Genomic DNA, 14,152 nt, shown 5'->3' on the forward strand with positions numbered 1-14,152 from the left:
AGGGCGCATTATTTCAAACGGAGAGAGTTTCTCAACCGTTTGACACCTCCTTACAGGCCGGCTCTGTTTTCGATTACTCAGGTGGATAGAGCGAGGCGGTGAGAACGCCAATACATTGTAGCAGTGTATCGCTAGTTACTCGGCTCGTTTCCAGCATGTGATGATCTTGAAAATCCTCCACAGACATAGACCGTAGTACATGAAAAAAGAGCAGTGTTGCATTCGTAAAGCGCCGTAACACAAGCTCTACAGGCAAGTGCGATAGGCGCGCTAGAATCTGTTCCATAAGTTGATTTAGGGCCGGGTATGTGGTTGGGGGGGCTGCAAAATGTGGGGCCATGAACAGGACGTCCCCTGAAAGAGGATATTTATAGGGAATGTATTCGCACATGAATGCTGGATATGTTGCGCCTTTCCCCTCTTTCCTTGCCAGTGTAAGATTGGGAATCGCGTAATATTTTAAAAGTGTATAGAGATTGCATTCATTTAGTGGGGTGGGGCTTGATAAGATGATATCGCTCCTTAGTTCGTCAAGTTGCCCCATTCTCAGCTGAACTATGGATTGTAGTAATCCATCCATATTTCCAAAATGATATTGAACGGATGAGTTGTTTCTTAAATTCGCTGTTTTCGCAATTTCCCTCGCTGACAGGCCCCCTATGCCGGACTTGCCAACCATCTCTTCGGTGGCGAGCATTAGTCGTAACTTGGTTTCTTCCGAATTTTTATAGAGCCGATTTCGCCTTGATGCGCTTGATCTGGCCGCGCTTTTGTTCAAATCGGACTTGAGGTTTTGTTGGGTCATTTAGGGCCTGGCACCAGATTTGAAGCACGGATTTTAGTTTAGTCGTATGCGGGGCTGATGGGCAAGGGTTAAAAAATAAGCATGTCGCTTGTATTGCGCCTAATTTTTGAAACGGCTTTCCGAATCGCAATTTCCCATAGAGATTTTGTTCGTAAAAAACATATATATTTCAATTATATAAGTTAATTTTGGATGAATCTTGTGTGTGGCTGTGGTATCTTTAATTAAAATTAAGGCATGTGGAATAAATTGTATTGACTCCTGTGCAAATACGCGAGATTTTCGGCTGAGCGCGAGTATGGGGGCGTTTTGTATGCCCAATTCAGTTCGCGCGTCTGTCGATTAGATTCCAATGAGGGGGGAAGGTATGCGAATTAAGTCACATATTTGTTTGTCGTTGTACGTTGGTGGCGCGCTTGGAGCCATCGTTCCAGGAGCGGTAAGTGCGCAAGGCGTGGGTTCGGTGGAGGATCCATCATTAAGCGGTTTGAGTGAAATTGTTGTCACGGCGCAGCGCCGCGAGGAGCGATCGCAAGACGTACCGATCGCGATCACAGCCATTTCGCCTGATGGGCTACGTGAGCGCAGTGTTACAGATCTTCAGGGGTTGCAAAGTCAGGTTCCCTCGCTGGTTATTCAGCCTAATGGTCAGGCATCTCGCGATGTGATGTCGCCATCTATCCGTGGGCAGGGCGCTTCGTTTCAGGGGGCTCCCGGTGTCGTTGTTTACATGAACGAAGTGCCGCTGCCGACAGCGTTCACGCTTTCTTCGCAAGGTGGTCCCGGCAACTTTGTTGACCTTCAGAGTGTTCAGGTGCTTTCGGGTGCGCAAGGCACCCTGTTTGGTCGCAATACCACGGGCGGCGCAGTCCTGCTAACCGCTGCCAAGCCGAGCGATCGTCTGGAAGGGCACCTTTCGGGTGCATACGGCAACTACAACATGACCGAGTTCGAGGGCGTGTTGAATGTTCCTATAACTGACACTCTGAAAGTGCGTGTGGTCGGGGCTTCGCGTGACCGTGACGGATACACCGAGGATATCCAGTGGAACAAGGATCGCGATAACCAGCACTGGCGCATGGGTCGTATCGGCATGCAGTTCGATCCGACCTCGAGCATTAGCAACTACACTATGGCCTACTATGGCTATTCGAAAACCAACGGCACCGGCATTGTGCCGATCAGCTTCAACTACAACCGGCTTTATGGCTTTACCGCTGCCGGTTATGGCAATTTCTGCGGTACTTACGTCAGTCCTGACGTCAACTGCACTGATCTCAAGAAATTGATCTCGGATCAGGAAGATCGCGGTATTCGCAAAGTTGCCCATGGTATGGATGACTTTTCCAAGGTGGAAACTTGGGGGATTAGCAACAGCACGGATGTGGCCATTACTGACGGGCTGAAGCTGCGTAATATCATCAGCTATGCCTCGCTCAAATCATTCTACGCGTCCGATCAGGACGGTTCTATTGCCAACATCAACAATACCGGTGTGACATCGTTGAGTCGTACCGCACCGAAGGATTACTACAAACAGTTCACCGAAGAGCTGCAGCTTCAAGGTGAGGCGCTGGACAGTAAGTTGACCTATGTCTTGGGCGGTTTCTATTCGAAGCAGAAGCCCGGGGGAGGATGAAAGACTATTTCACCAGTGTGTGCGGCAAGCCGGGTGAGGCAGGTGCCCTGGCATGCGCCGGTTTCCGCGAAACGGCCGTGACTAATGAATCTAAAGCCCTGTTCGCCCAGGCAACGCTCGATTTTGGTGCGATTAGCCCCGTACTTGACCGTTTGCGCCTGACCGCGGGCTATCGCTATACTTGGGACAAGATCGACGGCAGTACCATCAGCTATACCCCTGCGATTTATTCCGGAACGGGTGCAGATAACGTGCGCTGTCTGTTTGATGGAGGCACAGTCAGTCGCGGGAATGTAGGCAACCTTGTATCTTCAGGGGCTGATCGAGGGTGCCGTTATGAAGGTCATCTGAAGAGCAAGGCGCCGAACTGGACTATTGGGCTGGACTATAGGCCGATCGATAACCTCCTAATTTATGCCAAGGTTACTCGAGGTTATAAGGCTGGCGGCTTCAATGCTTTCGCCGTTAACTCGATCTATGCTCAGTTCGGCCCCGAATTCGTCACCGATTGGGAGGCTGGTTTCAAGTCTGATTTCAAGATTGTCGGACGTCCGGTGCGTCTGAACGTCAATGGCTTCAATATGGATTACAGCAAGATCCAGCGCGGCCTTGCTGACTTCAACCCTACCACGAACCAGCAGGGCGCGGCCACGCTCAGTACGGCTGCGGCCCGTATTAGCGGTGTAGAAGTGGAGGCTATGTTCAAGCCGTTCGACGTTCTTGAAATCGGCGGAAATTACAGTTATACTGATGCGAAATACAAATCATTCACCTATCAATCAGCCACTGCTGTCTGGGATTGCCATTCGACTGCGGCAAATGGTTATCTTAAGACCATGAATCCGGACTTGACCTGCATTCCGCTGCAGTACATGGCACCGAATATCTTCTCTATATATGGTCGTCTGGCGCTACCAACCTCAGAAGATGTTGGCGATATCAGTCTGTTTGTCAGCTATGCGTGGTCCGACAAGCGCCATCAATCTGGCCCGGCATTGGAAAAGTTTGTGGATGGAAGTGCAACTTGGGAACCGGGCAGTGATCTCGCGGCCTATGGTTTGCTCAGTGCTTCTCTTGACTGGAAGAAGGCTCTTGGCACAGATCTGGATGTGAGCTTGTTCGGCACAAATCTGCTGAACAAGAAGTACGCCATTTCTAACAGCGGCGTTTACAACGCAATCGGCAACCAAACACAGATTTTTGGTGAGCCGCGCATGTATGGCATCCGCCTGCGTTACAGCTTCGGAAATTAAAGGCTCCAGGTTGAAGGCATCGGGAGGTTTCTTAATTCAAGAATCCTCCCATTTTCCTGATACGCAGCTGAACGTAAGATAAAAAAGGTGCTGTTTTCTCATGGTTATTAGAGTCGTAGGTACGGCATCATTGCTTTTCTTTGGGGGCCTGGCTCATTCCGTAATGGCAGAGCCCTTGCCCACCAGTGCACCCGATATAATTTTGCCTACGGCGGATGCACCGTTTACGGGCAAGATCGGGCTTATATACAAAGACTCTGTTCCGGCATTTTCGGATCCTGTAAAAGCACCGCAAGGGGCCCCAAACGTACTGTTGGTTATGACCGATGATGTGGGTTTCGGTGCCGCATCAACGTTCGGCGGTCCAATCCCAACACCGAATTTAGATCGCTTGGCGGCCCATGGCATCAAGTATAATCGCTTTCATACCACAGCTGTATGTTCTGCAACACGTGCAGCTTTGCTGACTGGGCGTAACGCGCATGCGGTCGGTGCTGGTTCGGTGCCAGATCTGGCCACTGGTTTTCCTGGCTACTCCAACACCTTGTCCAAAAGCGCGGCCACAATCGCCGAAATATTGCGATTGAATGGGTATAACACCGCGATGTTCGGCAAACACCATAATGTTCAGCCCGGTGCTGGTTCAGTGGCAGGCCCGTTTGATCAGTGGCCGACGGGATTGGGCTTTGAGTATTTCTACGGCTTCATACGGGCGGAAACCGACCAATTCTCACCCGTATTATACCGTGGCACCGACAGAGTAGACTCACCTGCGGGTCAAGTTCTCGATCAAATGCTGGTCAATGATGCCATACGCTGGGTGCACAATCAGGACGCAGCTGCACCAAACAAGCCGTTCTTTCTATATCTAGCGCCGGGCACAGCCCATGGACCGCATCAAGCTCCCAAAGAGTGGATAGATAAGTTTGCCGGGCAATTTGACCAAGGATGGGATAAAGTCCGCAAGCAAACCATTGCGCGCCAGAAAATGGCCCAAATTGTCCCATCTACGTCAGTGTTGACAGCGAGACCTCCCGAAATTCCTGCGTGGGCCTCTCTGACGTCTGATGAAAAACGCGTATCCGCCCGTATGATGGAAGTCTATGCAGCGATGTTGTCCTACCAGGATGCGCAATTCGGGCGTTTGGTGGATGAACTTCAGCGAATGGGGAAACTGGAGAACACTCTGGTCATCTTTATAGAGGGGGATAATGGCGGGTCGGCGGAAGGTGGCCTGAAGGGCAGTTCGGACTGGATTGGCACGTTTGCCAATGGTGGTAATGAATCGACTTCTGAAGTCCTGGCCCATCTTGATGAATTAGGTGGGCCAAACAGCTACGGGATCTATCCTGTTGGATGGGCATGGGCCACGAATGCGCCGTTTAAATGGATGAAGAAAATCGCATCCCATTTGGGCGGTACGCGTAATGGACTTGTGATAGCCTGGCCAAAGCATATCCGGCGAGTGGGAGGTGTACGTTCGCAATTTCATCATGTCAGCGATATCGCTCCAACCATTCTGGAAGCGGCGGGGCTGCGCCAGCCAACAGTTGTCAACGGTGTGCGGCAGCGGCCGATGGACGGCATTAGCTTGAATTATAGCTTCAACACATCGAACGCTGAGGATCGGCGTACGACGCAATATTTCGAGATGCAGGCTAGTCGTGGCATATATCACGAAGGGTGGTTTGCCAATACGACGCCAAAAAAGCTCCCTTGGACAATGAGTAATCCGGCCGGTTCGCCCCTCGATTACAAGTGGGAGCTTTACGATCTCCGGAAGGATTTTAGCCAGGCGCATGATGTTGCCATGCGCTATCCGGATATACTGAGAGTGTTGCAAGGGCTGTTCGATGAAGAAGCAACACGCAACAAGGTCTTTCCGCTTGATGACCGCGAATCTCATGATCGAGCAGAAGAGGCCAAGGCAACGGGAGAAAAGCGCACTAATTATGTATATTGGGGTGGAGATGTTAGCGTCACTGACGATGTTGCTCCACCGATCCGTGCACGGTCGTTTAGTATCGTCGCCGATATCGATGTGCCGTTAACCGGTGGCTCGGGTGTCCTCGTCGCGCAGGGCGGCCGGTTTGCAGGATGGAGCTTTTATTTAAAGCAAGGCCGGCCTGTGGCTCATCAAAGTTTTATGCGTCATGCGGGCCAGCAATTCGAGATCGTAGGGGACACTATTGTGCCGCCGGGAGCAGCCCGTGTCAGGTATGATTTTGATTATGATGGTGGTGGAATTGGTCGCGGGGGCAAGCTCTGCATCTCAGTGAACGATCGTCCTGCTGGGTGTGGGCGGATGGAGCGAACACTAACAGTTACCGCTGGTCTAGGTGAAACATTCGACATTGGCCAAGACACTGGCGATCCTGTGGCGGACTACGTTGGCATGAATGCTTTCAACGGCAAAATTCGTAAGGTTGAGATAATTGTGAAACGGCGCTGACGGTACGTGGCGGCTAAGTATTGATAAATAAATAGGAAGGATGGGGTATGGGACGGGCAGTTGCGTTATCGGCTCTTGTAGTATGCGCAATTTCAAGCATTTGGCAGGTTCCTAACGCTGTCGGACAAATCGTGACGGAAGATCGGCGAACGCTTCCTCTTCCTGTTGGCCGCTTCGGAGGCAAAATCGCGCCAAGCGCGGCGGCATCGACACCATCTTTTCCCGAACGCATAAATGCCCCGACTGAAGCACCAAACGTTGTCTTGATCATGACCGATGACGTGGGCTTTGGAGTGGCCAGCACGTTTGGCGGTCCGGTGCCAACGCCCAATCTCGATCGCCTTGCGGCAAAAGGGTTGGTTTACAACCGGTTCCACACAACTGCCTTGTGTTCCCCAAGTCGGGCAGCATTGTTGACTGGGCGCAATCAACACGCGGTCGGTACAGGGGTAGTAACTGATTTGGCGACGGGATATCCCGGCTATACCTCTATCATTCCTAAAAGCGCCGCTACAATTGCCGAAGTGCTACGGCAGAACGGATACAGCACTTCTATGTTTGGTAAGCACCACAATGTGCCGATGTGGGAGGAAACCGCGGCAGGACCGTTCGACCATTGGCCAACGGGTCTTGGTTTTGAATATTTCTATGGTTTTATCGGCGGCGCAACCAACCAGTGGCACCCAAATCTCGTGCGTGGCACAAGTCGAGTGGTTGTGTCTGATACGGGTAGCGGCGATGCGGTTCTCGATAGGTTTCTGGCCGACGATGCCATTAACTGGTTACATGAACAGAAAGCGGCTGCACCCGATAAGCCATTTTTTATGTACTATGCGCCGGGCACCGCGCATTCACCTCACCAGGCCCCCAAGGAATGGATTGAAAGATTTACGGGGGAATTTGATCAAGGCTGGGATGTCCTGCATGCTGAGACGGTTGCGCGCCAAAAGACTGAAAAATTAATCCCTGCGTCAACTGAAGTTACCTCTCGACCCGAAGGTATCCCTGCATGGGCTGACTTGTCGTCCGAGAGGAAACAAGTCGCGGCACGCATGATGGAAGTTTATGCTGGCATGATTGCCTTTCAGGACGCGCAGATAGGCCGCGTATTGGACGAGATCTCGCGGATGGGACTGGAGGATAATACCCTCGTCATCTTCATTGAAGGAGATAATGGCACAAGTCCCGAAGGCGGTATCGAAGGGAGTACTAACTCGGGTGCGACGATAGTAGATCGTGGCAGCGAAGATGGGAGCTGGCGCTATTCCCAACTAGATGTCCTAGGGAGCGAGAAGACTCTCGGCCACTTTCCGGTTGGATGGACTTGGGCGCTCAACTCGCCACTGCCCTGGATGAAGGGTGTTGCATCCCACCTAGGGGGGACCCGCAATGGTTTGGTGGTGTCATGGCCTGCCGGTATCAGGCAGCGAGGAGTACGCACCCAGTTCCACTATATCACCGACATTATGCCTACCATCCTCGAGGCTGCCAGAGTTCCTGCGCCTGATATGGTCAATGGCGTGCCTCAGCAGAGAATGGACGGGATCAGTTTTGCGTACAGTTTCAAGAGTGCAAAAGTGCCGGAGCGCCGTCATACGCAATACTTTGAACTTATGGGTAATCGCGCACTATATCATGATGGGTGGTTGGCCGCGACAACGCCTCAAAGGTTACCGTGGCAAAGTACAGTGCCTCCGGGCGACCTGACCAAATGGCCTTGGGAGCTATACAATCTCGAGCAGGATTTTGCGCAGGCGAAGAATCTTGCAGATCGATATCCTCAGAAGCTCGAGAGCCTGAAGCTTTTGTGGGAGAAGCAGGCAAGGGCCAATTCTGTTTATCCGCTCGACGACAGCACGCTATCACGTTTGCGTCACAATCCTTACAAGGCAGCGCGTAACAGTTACACATATTGGGGGCCTGTGCGGATACCGGATGCATCAGCCCCGCCTCTACGGGATCGTTCGTTTACGCTCATTGCGGATGTCGAAATTCCGGCCAACGGTGGAGAAGGGGTTTTGGCTGCCTCTGGCGGACATTTTGGCGGTTGGGGCTTCTATCTAAAGGATGGCCGCCCGATTGCGGTGCACCGCGCATCGCAGCAAAAGCGCGACTATTTCGAGGTAAAAACGACAAGCCCGCTGTCTCCAGGCCGGATGAAAATTACGTATACCTTTGCGATTGATGCGGGAGCTGGTGCAAAGCGTGGGGGAGAGCTCGCCATTCGCGTTGACGGCGTGGAATTGGCAAAGGGGCGCATTGATCGTTTGGCCAGCTTTGATGAAGCACAGGAACCGTTCGAGATCGGTGATGACTCGGGTACGCAAGTGTCGGATGACTATGGTGCGAACGTTAGATTTAACGGGATCATCAAGAATGTGACCGTGGATGTACAGCGATGAAAAAAGTACCTCTTTGGACTTGTAACGGTTTTGCGCCGGTCACCTATCTCATTATGCCACCTTGGCTTCGAATGCGAGCGGACTGATGCCGCCCAGATATGAATGGCGCCTCCGGGGATTGTAGAAGCCGTTGATGTACTGGAAAATGGCCGCTTCAGCTTGCCGCCGGGTTGGCCAGCTCTGCCGCCAGATGAGTTCCGCCTTCAGGGATTTGAAGAACGTCTCGACGGAGGCATTATCGTAACAATTTCCCTTGCCGTTCATCGATGGACGCAGGCCATAGGCCTGCAGCTTTTTCTGATAGTCGTAAGAACAATATTGGCTGCCGCGATCGGAGTGGAAAAGGCAGCCCTCTGGAGGCTGGCGCAGGCGCACCGCCATATCCAGCGCCCTGATCGCCAGGTCCTTCTTCATCCTGTCGCTGACTGCCCAGCCCACGACACGCCGACTATGCAGATCGAGAATGACGGCAAGGTAGAGCCAGCCCTCCGACGTCCAGATATAGGTGATGTCGCCCGCCCATTTACGGTTGGGCGCATCGGCGGCAAAGTCGCCGTCCAGCCAGTTCGCCGCGACACCCAGGCGATGATGGCTGTCAGTCGTCACCTTGTGCCTGCGCGTGCGGACCGGCTTGATCGCGTTGATCCGCATCAGCCGTCCGACACGACGCTCGCCGACATCGAGCCCCACCTCCTTCAGCTCCATCGTCATTCTCGGACGACCATAGCTGCCAAGGCTCAGGCTATATTGCTCCCGGATATGGGCCAGCACCTTCATGTCCGTCCGCTCCCGATGGCTGATCGGACGCGAACGCCAGGAACGGTAGCCGCGCTCGCTGACCTGCAAGACACGACACATCAACTCCACCGGCCAACGGTGTCGCCAGCTGTGCACAAAGGCGAACCTCACGGCTTTTGGCTCGCGAAGAACTGAGTTGCCTTTTTTAGCACTTCCCTCTCCTCCCGCAGTACGCGGTTCTCCAGGCGAGGCCGTTCATTCTCCCGCGCAAGATCTGCCTGCGGCGCTGTCACCAGGTCAGATGGGCGATAGTGCGAAACCCATTTGTTCAGGGTCGATTTGCCGATCCCCAAATCCGACGCGACCCGATCACGTGGCAACCCGCTGGTCAGCGCAATACGCACCGCCTCCTGCTTAAACTCTTCACTATGCTTGATCATCTCGTCGGTCTCCTTGAACGAGCCTTAAACCCTCAAGTGACCGGCACAAAACCGTTACAAGTCCAATGATGATAACGATCTGAACGCGGCCGCAAGGACCGGGACAACCCGTGGAGCTGTCGGAGCCACGAGCTCGCCGGACTGAATGGGACCCGACCAGCGGACAGCATCAGGGCCAGCGGTCTATACATGCCGCACCAACAGGCTGGACAGATGACCGCACCCTGTCAGATTAAATCATCAAACCTATTTTACCCCTTGCAGCGCAGGGGCCATCCACAAATGACATCCCCAGTCGGAAATCTATTGCGCGCCCGTCAAAAAGATATTGCCCAGGCACACTTTTGCGCGCTTACAAGCCAGACGCATCGCGGTGGCGGTGGCGGCCCCGACGCCGGTCGCTGCCCCAAAAATGATCGCGCTATGCCCTTGCAACTTGCTCATGAATATTGGTTCCCGGTGGTGTCAAAAGGATGGCCCTGCCCTCCCCGCGCCGTTAACCTAGGCGGATGAGCAAGACGCGAAATCCGTTCAGATATTTTCACTCATCGCCTGAGGTGATCCGCCTCGTGGTGATGATGTACGTCAGGTTTCCGTTGTCGCTGCGCAATGTCGAAGACCTGCTTTTTGAGAGAGGGATCGATCTTTGCCATGAGACGGTCCGCCTGTGGTGGAATAGATTTGGCCCTCTCTTTGCAGCCGACATTCGCCGCCAGCGTGTGCAACGAATGCGTGGTTTTCCGCACTGGCGCTGGCACCTTGACGAGATGTACGTCCGGCTGAACGGTGAGATGGTGTATCTCTGGCGCGCCGTTGACCACGAAGGTGAAGTTCTCGAAAGCTACGTCACGAAGAAACGGGATAAAGCTGCGGCTTTGCGCTTCATGAAGAAAACACTGAAGCGTCACGGTCAGACTGACAAGATCGTTACCGACGGGCTGCGTTGTTATCCTGCTGCGATGAAGGACCTGGGCAATCTCGAGTGCCGCGAGGTGGGCCGCTACCTCAACAACAGGGTTGAAAATTCACACTTGCCCTTCCGGCGAAGAGAACGTGCCATGCAACGATTCCGGCAGATGAAATCGCTACAAAAATTCGCCGCGGTCCACGCTTCCTTTCACAACCACTTCAACTCGGAACGCCACCTCGTCGACAGACAGACATTCAAGCTTCGCCGCTCGGCAGCTCTCGCCGAGTGGCAATCGCTTATGGGATGAGTCTCAGCTCGGGCCTGGGCCCACTTTGCCAAACGGAGAGCAGTTCGCAACGGACTGACAGCACCGATCAGGTCGATAAACGCTCTGCTGCAGTCATGCGCGCTGCCAAACCGCGCAGCAGCTATGTCTATTGGGGCAAGGGCATTTCCATCCCGGGAGACCACGCCTCACGCCTGACTGGCAGTTTTGCAATCACGGCGGATATCGACAGCGGACATGCGCCCGCCAATGGCGTTTTGGCGGCGCTGGGTGGGCATTTTGCAGGCTGGAGTTTCTTCCTTAGGGATGGCTATCCGATTGTCGTGATGGCTGGATCGACGCAGGCCAGCCGGATTTACCGGGTGGCGGGCGGCGAAGCCGTCCCGTCGGGCGCATCCAATGTTCGCTATGCATTCGTGTCTGATGGTGGCCCGGGCAAGGGGGGGACGATGACGATCAGTATCAACGATCGTGTGGTCGGCAGCGGGCGGATCGAACAGCCGATTGTGATGACAACGGAATTGAGCGACACTTTCGACGTCGGTTTTGATTCCAGCACGCCCGTGACCGATGAGTACACGTTGCAAGGCCGCTTTACCGGAGATATCCGCAAGTTGGAAGTTCTGCCGGGTTCATAGGCAATGCCAAGATGGATGCACTTGCCGGCAAGGTGCGGCAGTGCGAGACAAGGGGGCTCTCAAAAGGATGGTCCCATCCTCCCCGCGCCGTTGGTGCATGTGGATGAATAAGACGCCAAAACGGTGGTGCCAAAGCAAACGCACCGGCTGACAGAATGAGGCGTTGCGGGGTAAGGCGTTCATCACTTCAACCGTTCGATCCACCTGTCATTGGTGCGGCATTTTCATTGGTTGTACGCGTGCGGATCGTTCCGGTGGCTGCGGGGGATACCCTGCGCGCACAAATGTACGGTTCCGCAGTTGTCTACGCTTTGGATCGCGATTTTGATCGCTGATTTGAACAGGAAGGGCTAGCCGAAAGGTTGCCCCCTCACCGTATCCCCCGCACCCGAGCCTTAATCCGCATCGACTTCGCATTCGCAAGATCGGTCAGCGGGTTTGAAAGTCCACCCAGCCATGTTGCAACTTAGTTACAGGCCGCTAATACACGACCCGTCGTGGCGTTGCGCTGCTTGAGGGAGTACCGCTCCGTCGCGACAACCATTGTAGCGCAACCACTCAAACTTACATTAATCTAAGTTGCGGTGGTGTGCGCCGCCGGTGGTGTCAAAAGGATGGCCCCGCCCTCCCCGCGCCGTTAACCTAGGCGGATGAGCAAGACGCCAAATCCGTTCCGGTACTTTCACTCATCGCCTGAGGTCATCCGCCTCGTGGTGATGATGTACGTCAGGTTTCCCCTGTCGCTGCGGAATGTCGAAGATCTGCTTTTCGAGAGAGGGATCGATCTTTGCCATGAGACCGTGCGCCTTTGGTGGAATAGATTTGGTCCCCTCTTTGCAGCCGACATCCGCCGCCAGCGTGTGCAACGAATGCGTGGTTTTCGGCACTGGCGTTGGCACCTTGACGAGATGTACGTCCGGCTGAACGGCGAGATGGTTTATTTGTGGCGCGCCGTTGATCATGAGGGCGAAGTTCTCGAAAGCTACGTCACGAAGAAACGGGATAAAGCTGCGGCTTTGCGCTTTATGAAGAAAGCACTGAAGCGTCACGGCCAGGCTGACAAGATCGTCACCGACGGCCTTCGTTCCTATCCTGCTGCGATGAAGGATCTGGGCAATCTCGAGCGCCGCGAGATGGGCCGCTACCTCAACAATCGCGCTGAAAACTCGCACCTGCCCTTCCGACGAAGAGAACGTGCCATGCAGCGATTTCGGCAAATGAAATCACTGCAGAAATTCGCCACCGTTCACGCTTCTCTCACCAATCATTTCAACTCGGAACGTCACCTCGTCGACAGACAGACATTCAAACTTCGCCGCTCGGCAGCTCTCGCCGAGTGGCAATCGCTTATGGGATGAGTCTCAGCTCGGGCCTGGGCCCACTTTGCCAAACGGAGAGCAGTTCGCAACCGACTGATGAGGTGGATGGCCCCTGTGTCCGACCGATGTGAGTCGTATTGTGGGCTGTTGTTGAAGCACCCCATGCAAAGGACCATCCACCATGGAGATTACCACTATCGGCCTTGATCTGGCGAAGTCTGTTTTCCAACTGCATGCTGTTGATGCCAATGGCGATGTTGTCTGGCGTAAGAAGTTACGCCGGACAGCGCTTCTGGGCGCTTTGGCGAAGATCCCGCCCTGCCTTGTGGGCATCGAAGCTTGCGCCACGTCTCATTACTGGGCCCGTGAGATTTCTGCCCTGGGACATCAGGTGCGGCTTATGCCGCCTGCTTATGTGAAGGCCTATCTACGGCGCCAGAAGAATGATGCGGCAGATGCAGAGGCGATCTGTGAAGCGGTGCAGCGTCCCATGATGCGGTTCGTCCCGGTAAAAAGTGCCGAGCGTCAGGCTGTCCTCGTGCTGCATCGTTCACGCGAACTCCTGGTTCGTCAACGTACCATGCTGATCAATGCCATTCGCGGTCACTGCGCAGAGTTTGGGCTGATTGCAGCCCAAGGTGTGCGCAATGTGAGTGAGCTGATGAAACGGGTCAGGCTAGCCGATCAGGCGGTTTTACCCGAGATGGCAAAAAACGCCATGATCCTGCTGGCGGAGCAACTGGAAACTCTGGATATGCAGATACAGAGGCTCAACCGTCGTTTGCTTGTCTGGCATCGTCAGGATCAGGCCAGTCAGAGGCTGGCGACTATTCCGGGGATCGGGGTTATCAGCGCTACCGCTCTGGCTGCCTCTGTAACCGATCCTGCCCAGTTTCGGTCCGGCCGGGAGTTCTCTGCCTCACTCGGTCTGGTTCCGCGCCAGAACTCATCTGGCGGTAAAGATCGATTGGGACGGATCTCGAAGATGGGGGACCGTTATCTGCGAAAGTTGCTTGTTGTTGGTGCGACATCCGTGGTTCGCAGGGCAAGGACTGCTGATAGTGCCGCGAGCAATTGGGTTTGCGGCCTGCTCGAACGCAAGCCCACCCGGCTTGTTACCGTGGCCATGGCCAACAAGACTGCCCGAATTGTCTGGGCCGTTCTGGCGCGCGGCGAAGTCTATCAGGCAAAGGCTTTGGCCTGAGAATAATAGCGGTGCCGATTATTATGCACCGCTTTGAACTGTGAGGGTGCCAACAGGAATGATGAT

General features: G+C 54.1%; 10 protein-coding genes. 8 read left to right on the top strand and 2 right to left on the bottom strand.

Annotation, left to right across the window (positions count from 1 at the left end):
• Positions 1-73: 73 nt before the first annotated feature.
• Complete coding sequence (locus EGO55_RS03955; protein WP_124916691.1) at positions 74-805, bottom strand: TetR/AcrR family transcriptional regulator; 732 nt, start codon at positions 803-805, stop codon at positions 74-76.
• Between the two features lie 367 nt (positions 806-1,172).
• Here EGO55_RS03955 and EGO55_RS20895 point away from each other — a divergent pair, with 367 nt between their 5' ends.
• The 4 genes from EGO55_RS20895 to EGO55_RS03970 all read left to right on the top strand — a co-directional run bounded on the left by EGO55_RS20895 (position 1,173) and on the right by EGO55_RS03970 (position 8,551).
• Complete coding sequence (locus EGO55_RS20895; protein WP_210766635.1) at positions 1,173-2,444, top strand: TonB-dependent receptor; 1,272 nt, start codon at positions 1,173-1,175, stop codon at positions 2,442-2,444.
• Positions 2,441-3,697: a TonB-dependent receptor domain-containing protein gene (locus EGO55_RS20900; RefSeq protein ID WP_210766636.1), complete on the top strand. Its 1,257-nt coding sequence runs from the start codon at positions 2,441-2,443 to the stop codon at positions 3,695-3,697. The genes EGO55_RS20895 and EGO55_RS20900 overlap by 4 nt, the downstream gene beginning before the upstream one ends.
• 163 nt (positions 3,698-3,860) lie before the next feature.
• Positions 3,861-6,149, top strand: coding sequence for an arylsulfatase (locus EGO55_RS03965; RefSeq protein WP_124916692.1), 2,289 nt, complete (start codon positions 3,861-3,863; stop codon positions 6,147-6,149).
• A gap of 131 nt (positions 6,150-6,280) precedes the next feature.
• Positions 6,281-8,551: an arylsulfatase gene (locus tag EGO55_RS03970; RefSeq protein WP_210766637.1), complete on the top strand. Its 2,271-nt coding sequence runs from the start codon at positions 6,281-6,283 to the stop codon at positions 8,549-8,551.
• Between the two features lie 51 nt (positions 8,552-8,602).
• On the opposite strand, the gene EGO55_RS03975 is transcribed toward EGO55_RS03970, so the two are convergent.
• Positions 8,603-9,729 (bottom strand): IS3 family transposase gene (locus EGO55_RS03975; protein WP_201798926.1). Its coding sequence is split into 2 segments (ribosomal slippage): positions 8,603-9,498 and positions 9,498-9,729, totalling 1,128 coding nucleotides; the frame shifts between segments, so codons are not numbered across the junction.
• A gap of 509 nt (positions 9,730-10,238) precedes the next feature.
• Between EGO55_RS03975 and EGO55_RS03980 the strand changes: the two genes are divergently transcribed.
• The 4 genes from EGO55_RS03980 to EGO55_RS03995 all read left to right on the top strand — a co-directional run bounded on the left by EGO55_RS03980 (position 10,239) and on the right by EGO55_RS03995 (position 14,086).
• On the top strand, positions 10,239-10,946 hold the full coding sequence (locus EGO55_RS03980) for an IS6 family transposase (protein WP_040717731.1): 708 nt from the start codon (positions 10,239-10,241) through the stop codon (positions 10,944-10,946).
• A 95-nt stretch (positions 10,947-11,041) separates the two neighbouring features.
• Positions 11,042-11,563: a hypothetical protein gene (locus tag EGO55_RS03985; RefSeq protein ID WP_124916693.1), complete on the top strand. Its 522-nt coding sequence runs from the start codon at positions 11,042-11,044 to the stop codon at positions 11,561-11,563.
• Between the two features lie 650 nt (positions 11,564-12,213).
• Complete coding sequence (locus EGO55_RS03990) at positions 12,214-12,921, top strand: IS6 family transposase (protein WP_021692053.1); 708 nt, start codon at positions 12,214-12,216, stop codon at positions 12,919-12,921.
• A gap of 142 nt (positions 12,922-13,063) precedes the next feature.
• A complete protein-coding gene (locus EGO55_RS03995; protein WP_021692042.1) occupies positions 13,064-14,086 on the top strand; it encodes an IS110 family RNA-guided transposase in 1,023 nt (340 codons plus the stop codon).
• The last annotated feature ends 66 nt before the right edge of the window (positions 14,087-14,152 follow it).

Origin of the sequence: Caenibius tardaugens NBRC 16725, from assembly GCF_003860345.1 — a bacterium.
In the GTDB taxonomy this organism is placed as follows: domain Bacteria; phylum Pseudomonadota; class Alphaproteobacteria; order Sphingomonadales; family Sphingomonadaceae; genus Caenibius; species Caenibius tardaugens.

Excerpts from the sequence above, each read along its gene's own strand:
- EGO55_RS03955 (WP_124916691.1), bottom strand. The coding sequence starts at position 805 with ATGACCCAACAAAACCTCAAGTCCGATTTGAACAAAAGCGCGGCCAGA.
- EGO55_RS20895 (WP_210766635.1), top strand. The coding sequence starts at position 1,173 with ATGCGAATTAAGTCACATATTTGTTTGTCGTTGTACGTTGGTGGCGCG.
- EGO55_RS20900 (WP_210766636.1), top strand. The coding sequence starts at position 2,441 with ATGAAAGACTATTTCACCAGTGTGTGCGGCAAGCCGGGTGAGGCAGGT.
- EGO55_RS03965 (WP_124916692.1), top strand. The coding sequence starts at position 3,861 with ATGGCAGAGCCCTTGCCCACCAGTGCACCCGATATAATTTTGCCTACG.
- EGO55_RS03980 (WP_040717731.1), top strand. The coding sequence starts at position 10,239 with ATGAGCAAGACGCGAAATCCGTTCAGATATTTTCACTCATCGCCTGAG.
- EGO55_RS03985 (WP_124916693.1), top strand. The coding sequence starts at position 11,042 with ATGCGCGCTGCCAAACCGCGCAGCAGCTATGTCTATTGGGGCAAGGGC.
- EGO55_RS03990 (WP_021692053.1), top strand. The coding sequence starts at position 12,214 with ATGAGCAAGACGCCAAATCCGTTCCGGTACTTTCACTCATCGCCTGAG.
- EGO55_RS03995 (WP_021692042.1), top strand. The coding sequence starts at position 13,064 with ATGGAGATTACCACTATCGGCCTTGATCTGGCGAAGTCTGTTTTCCAA.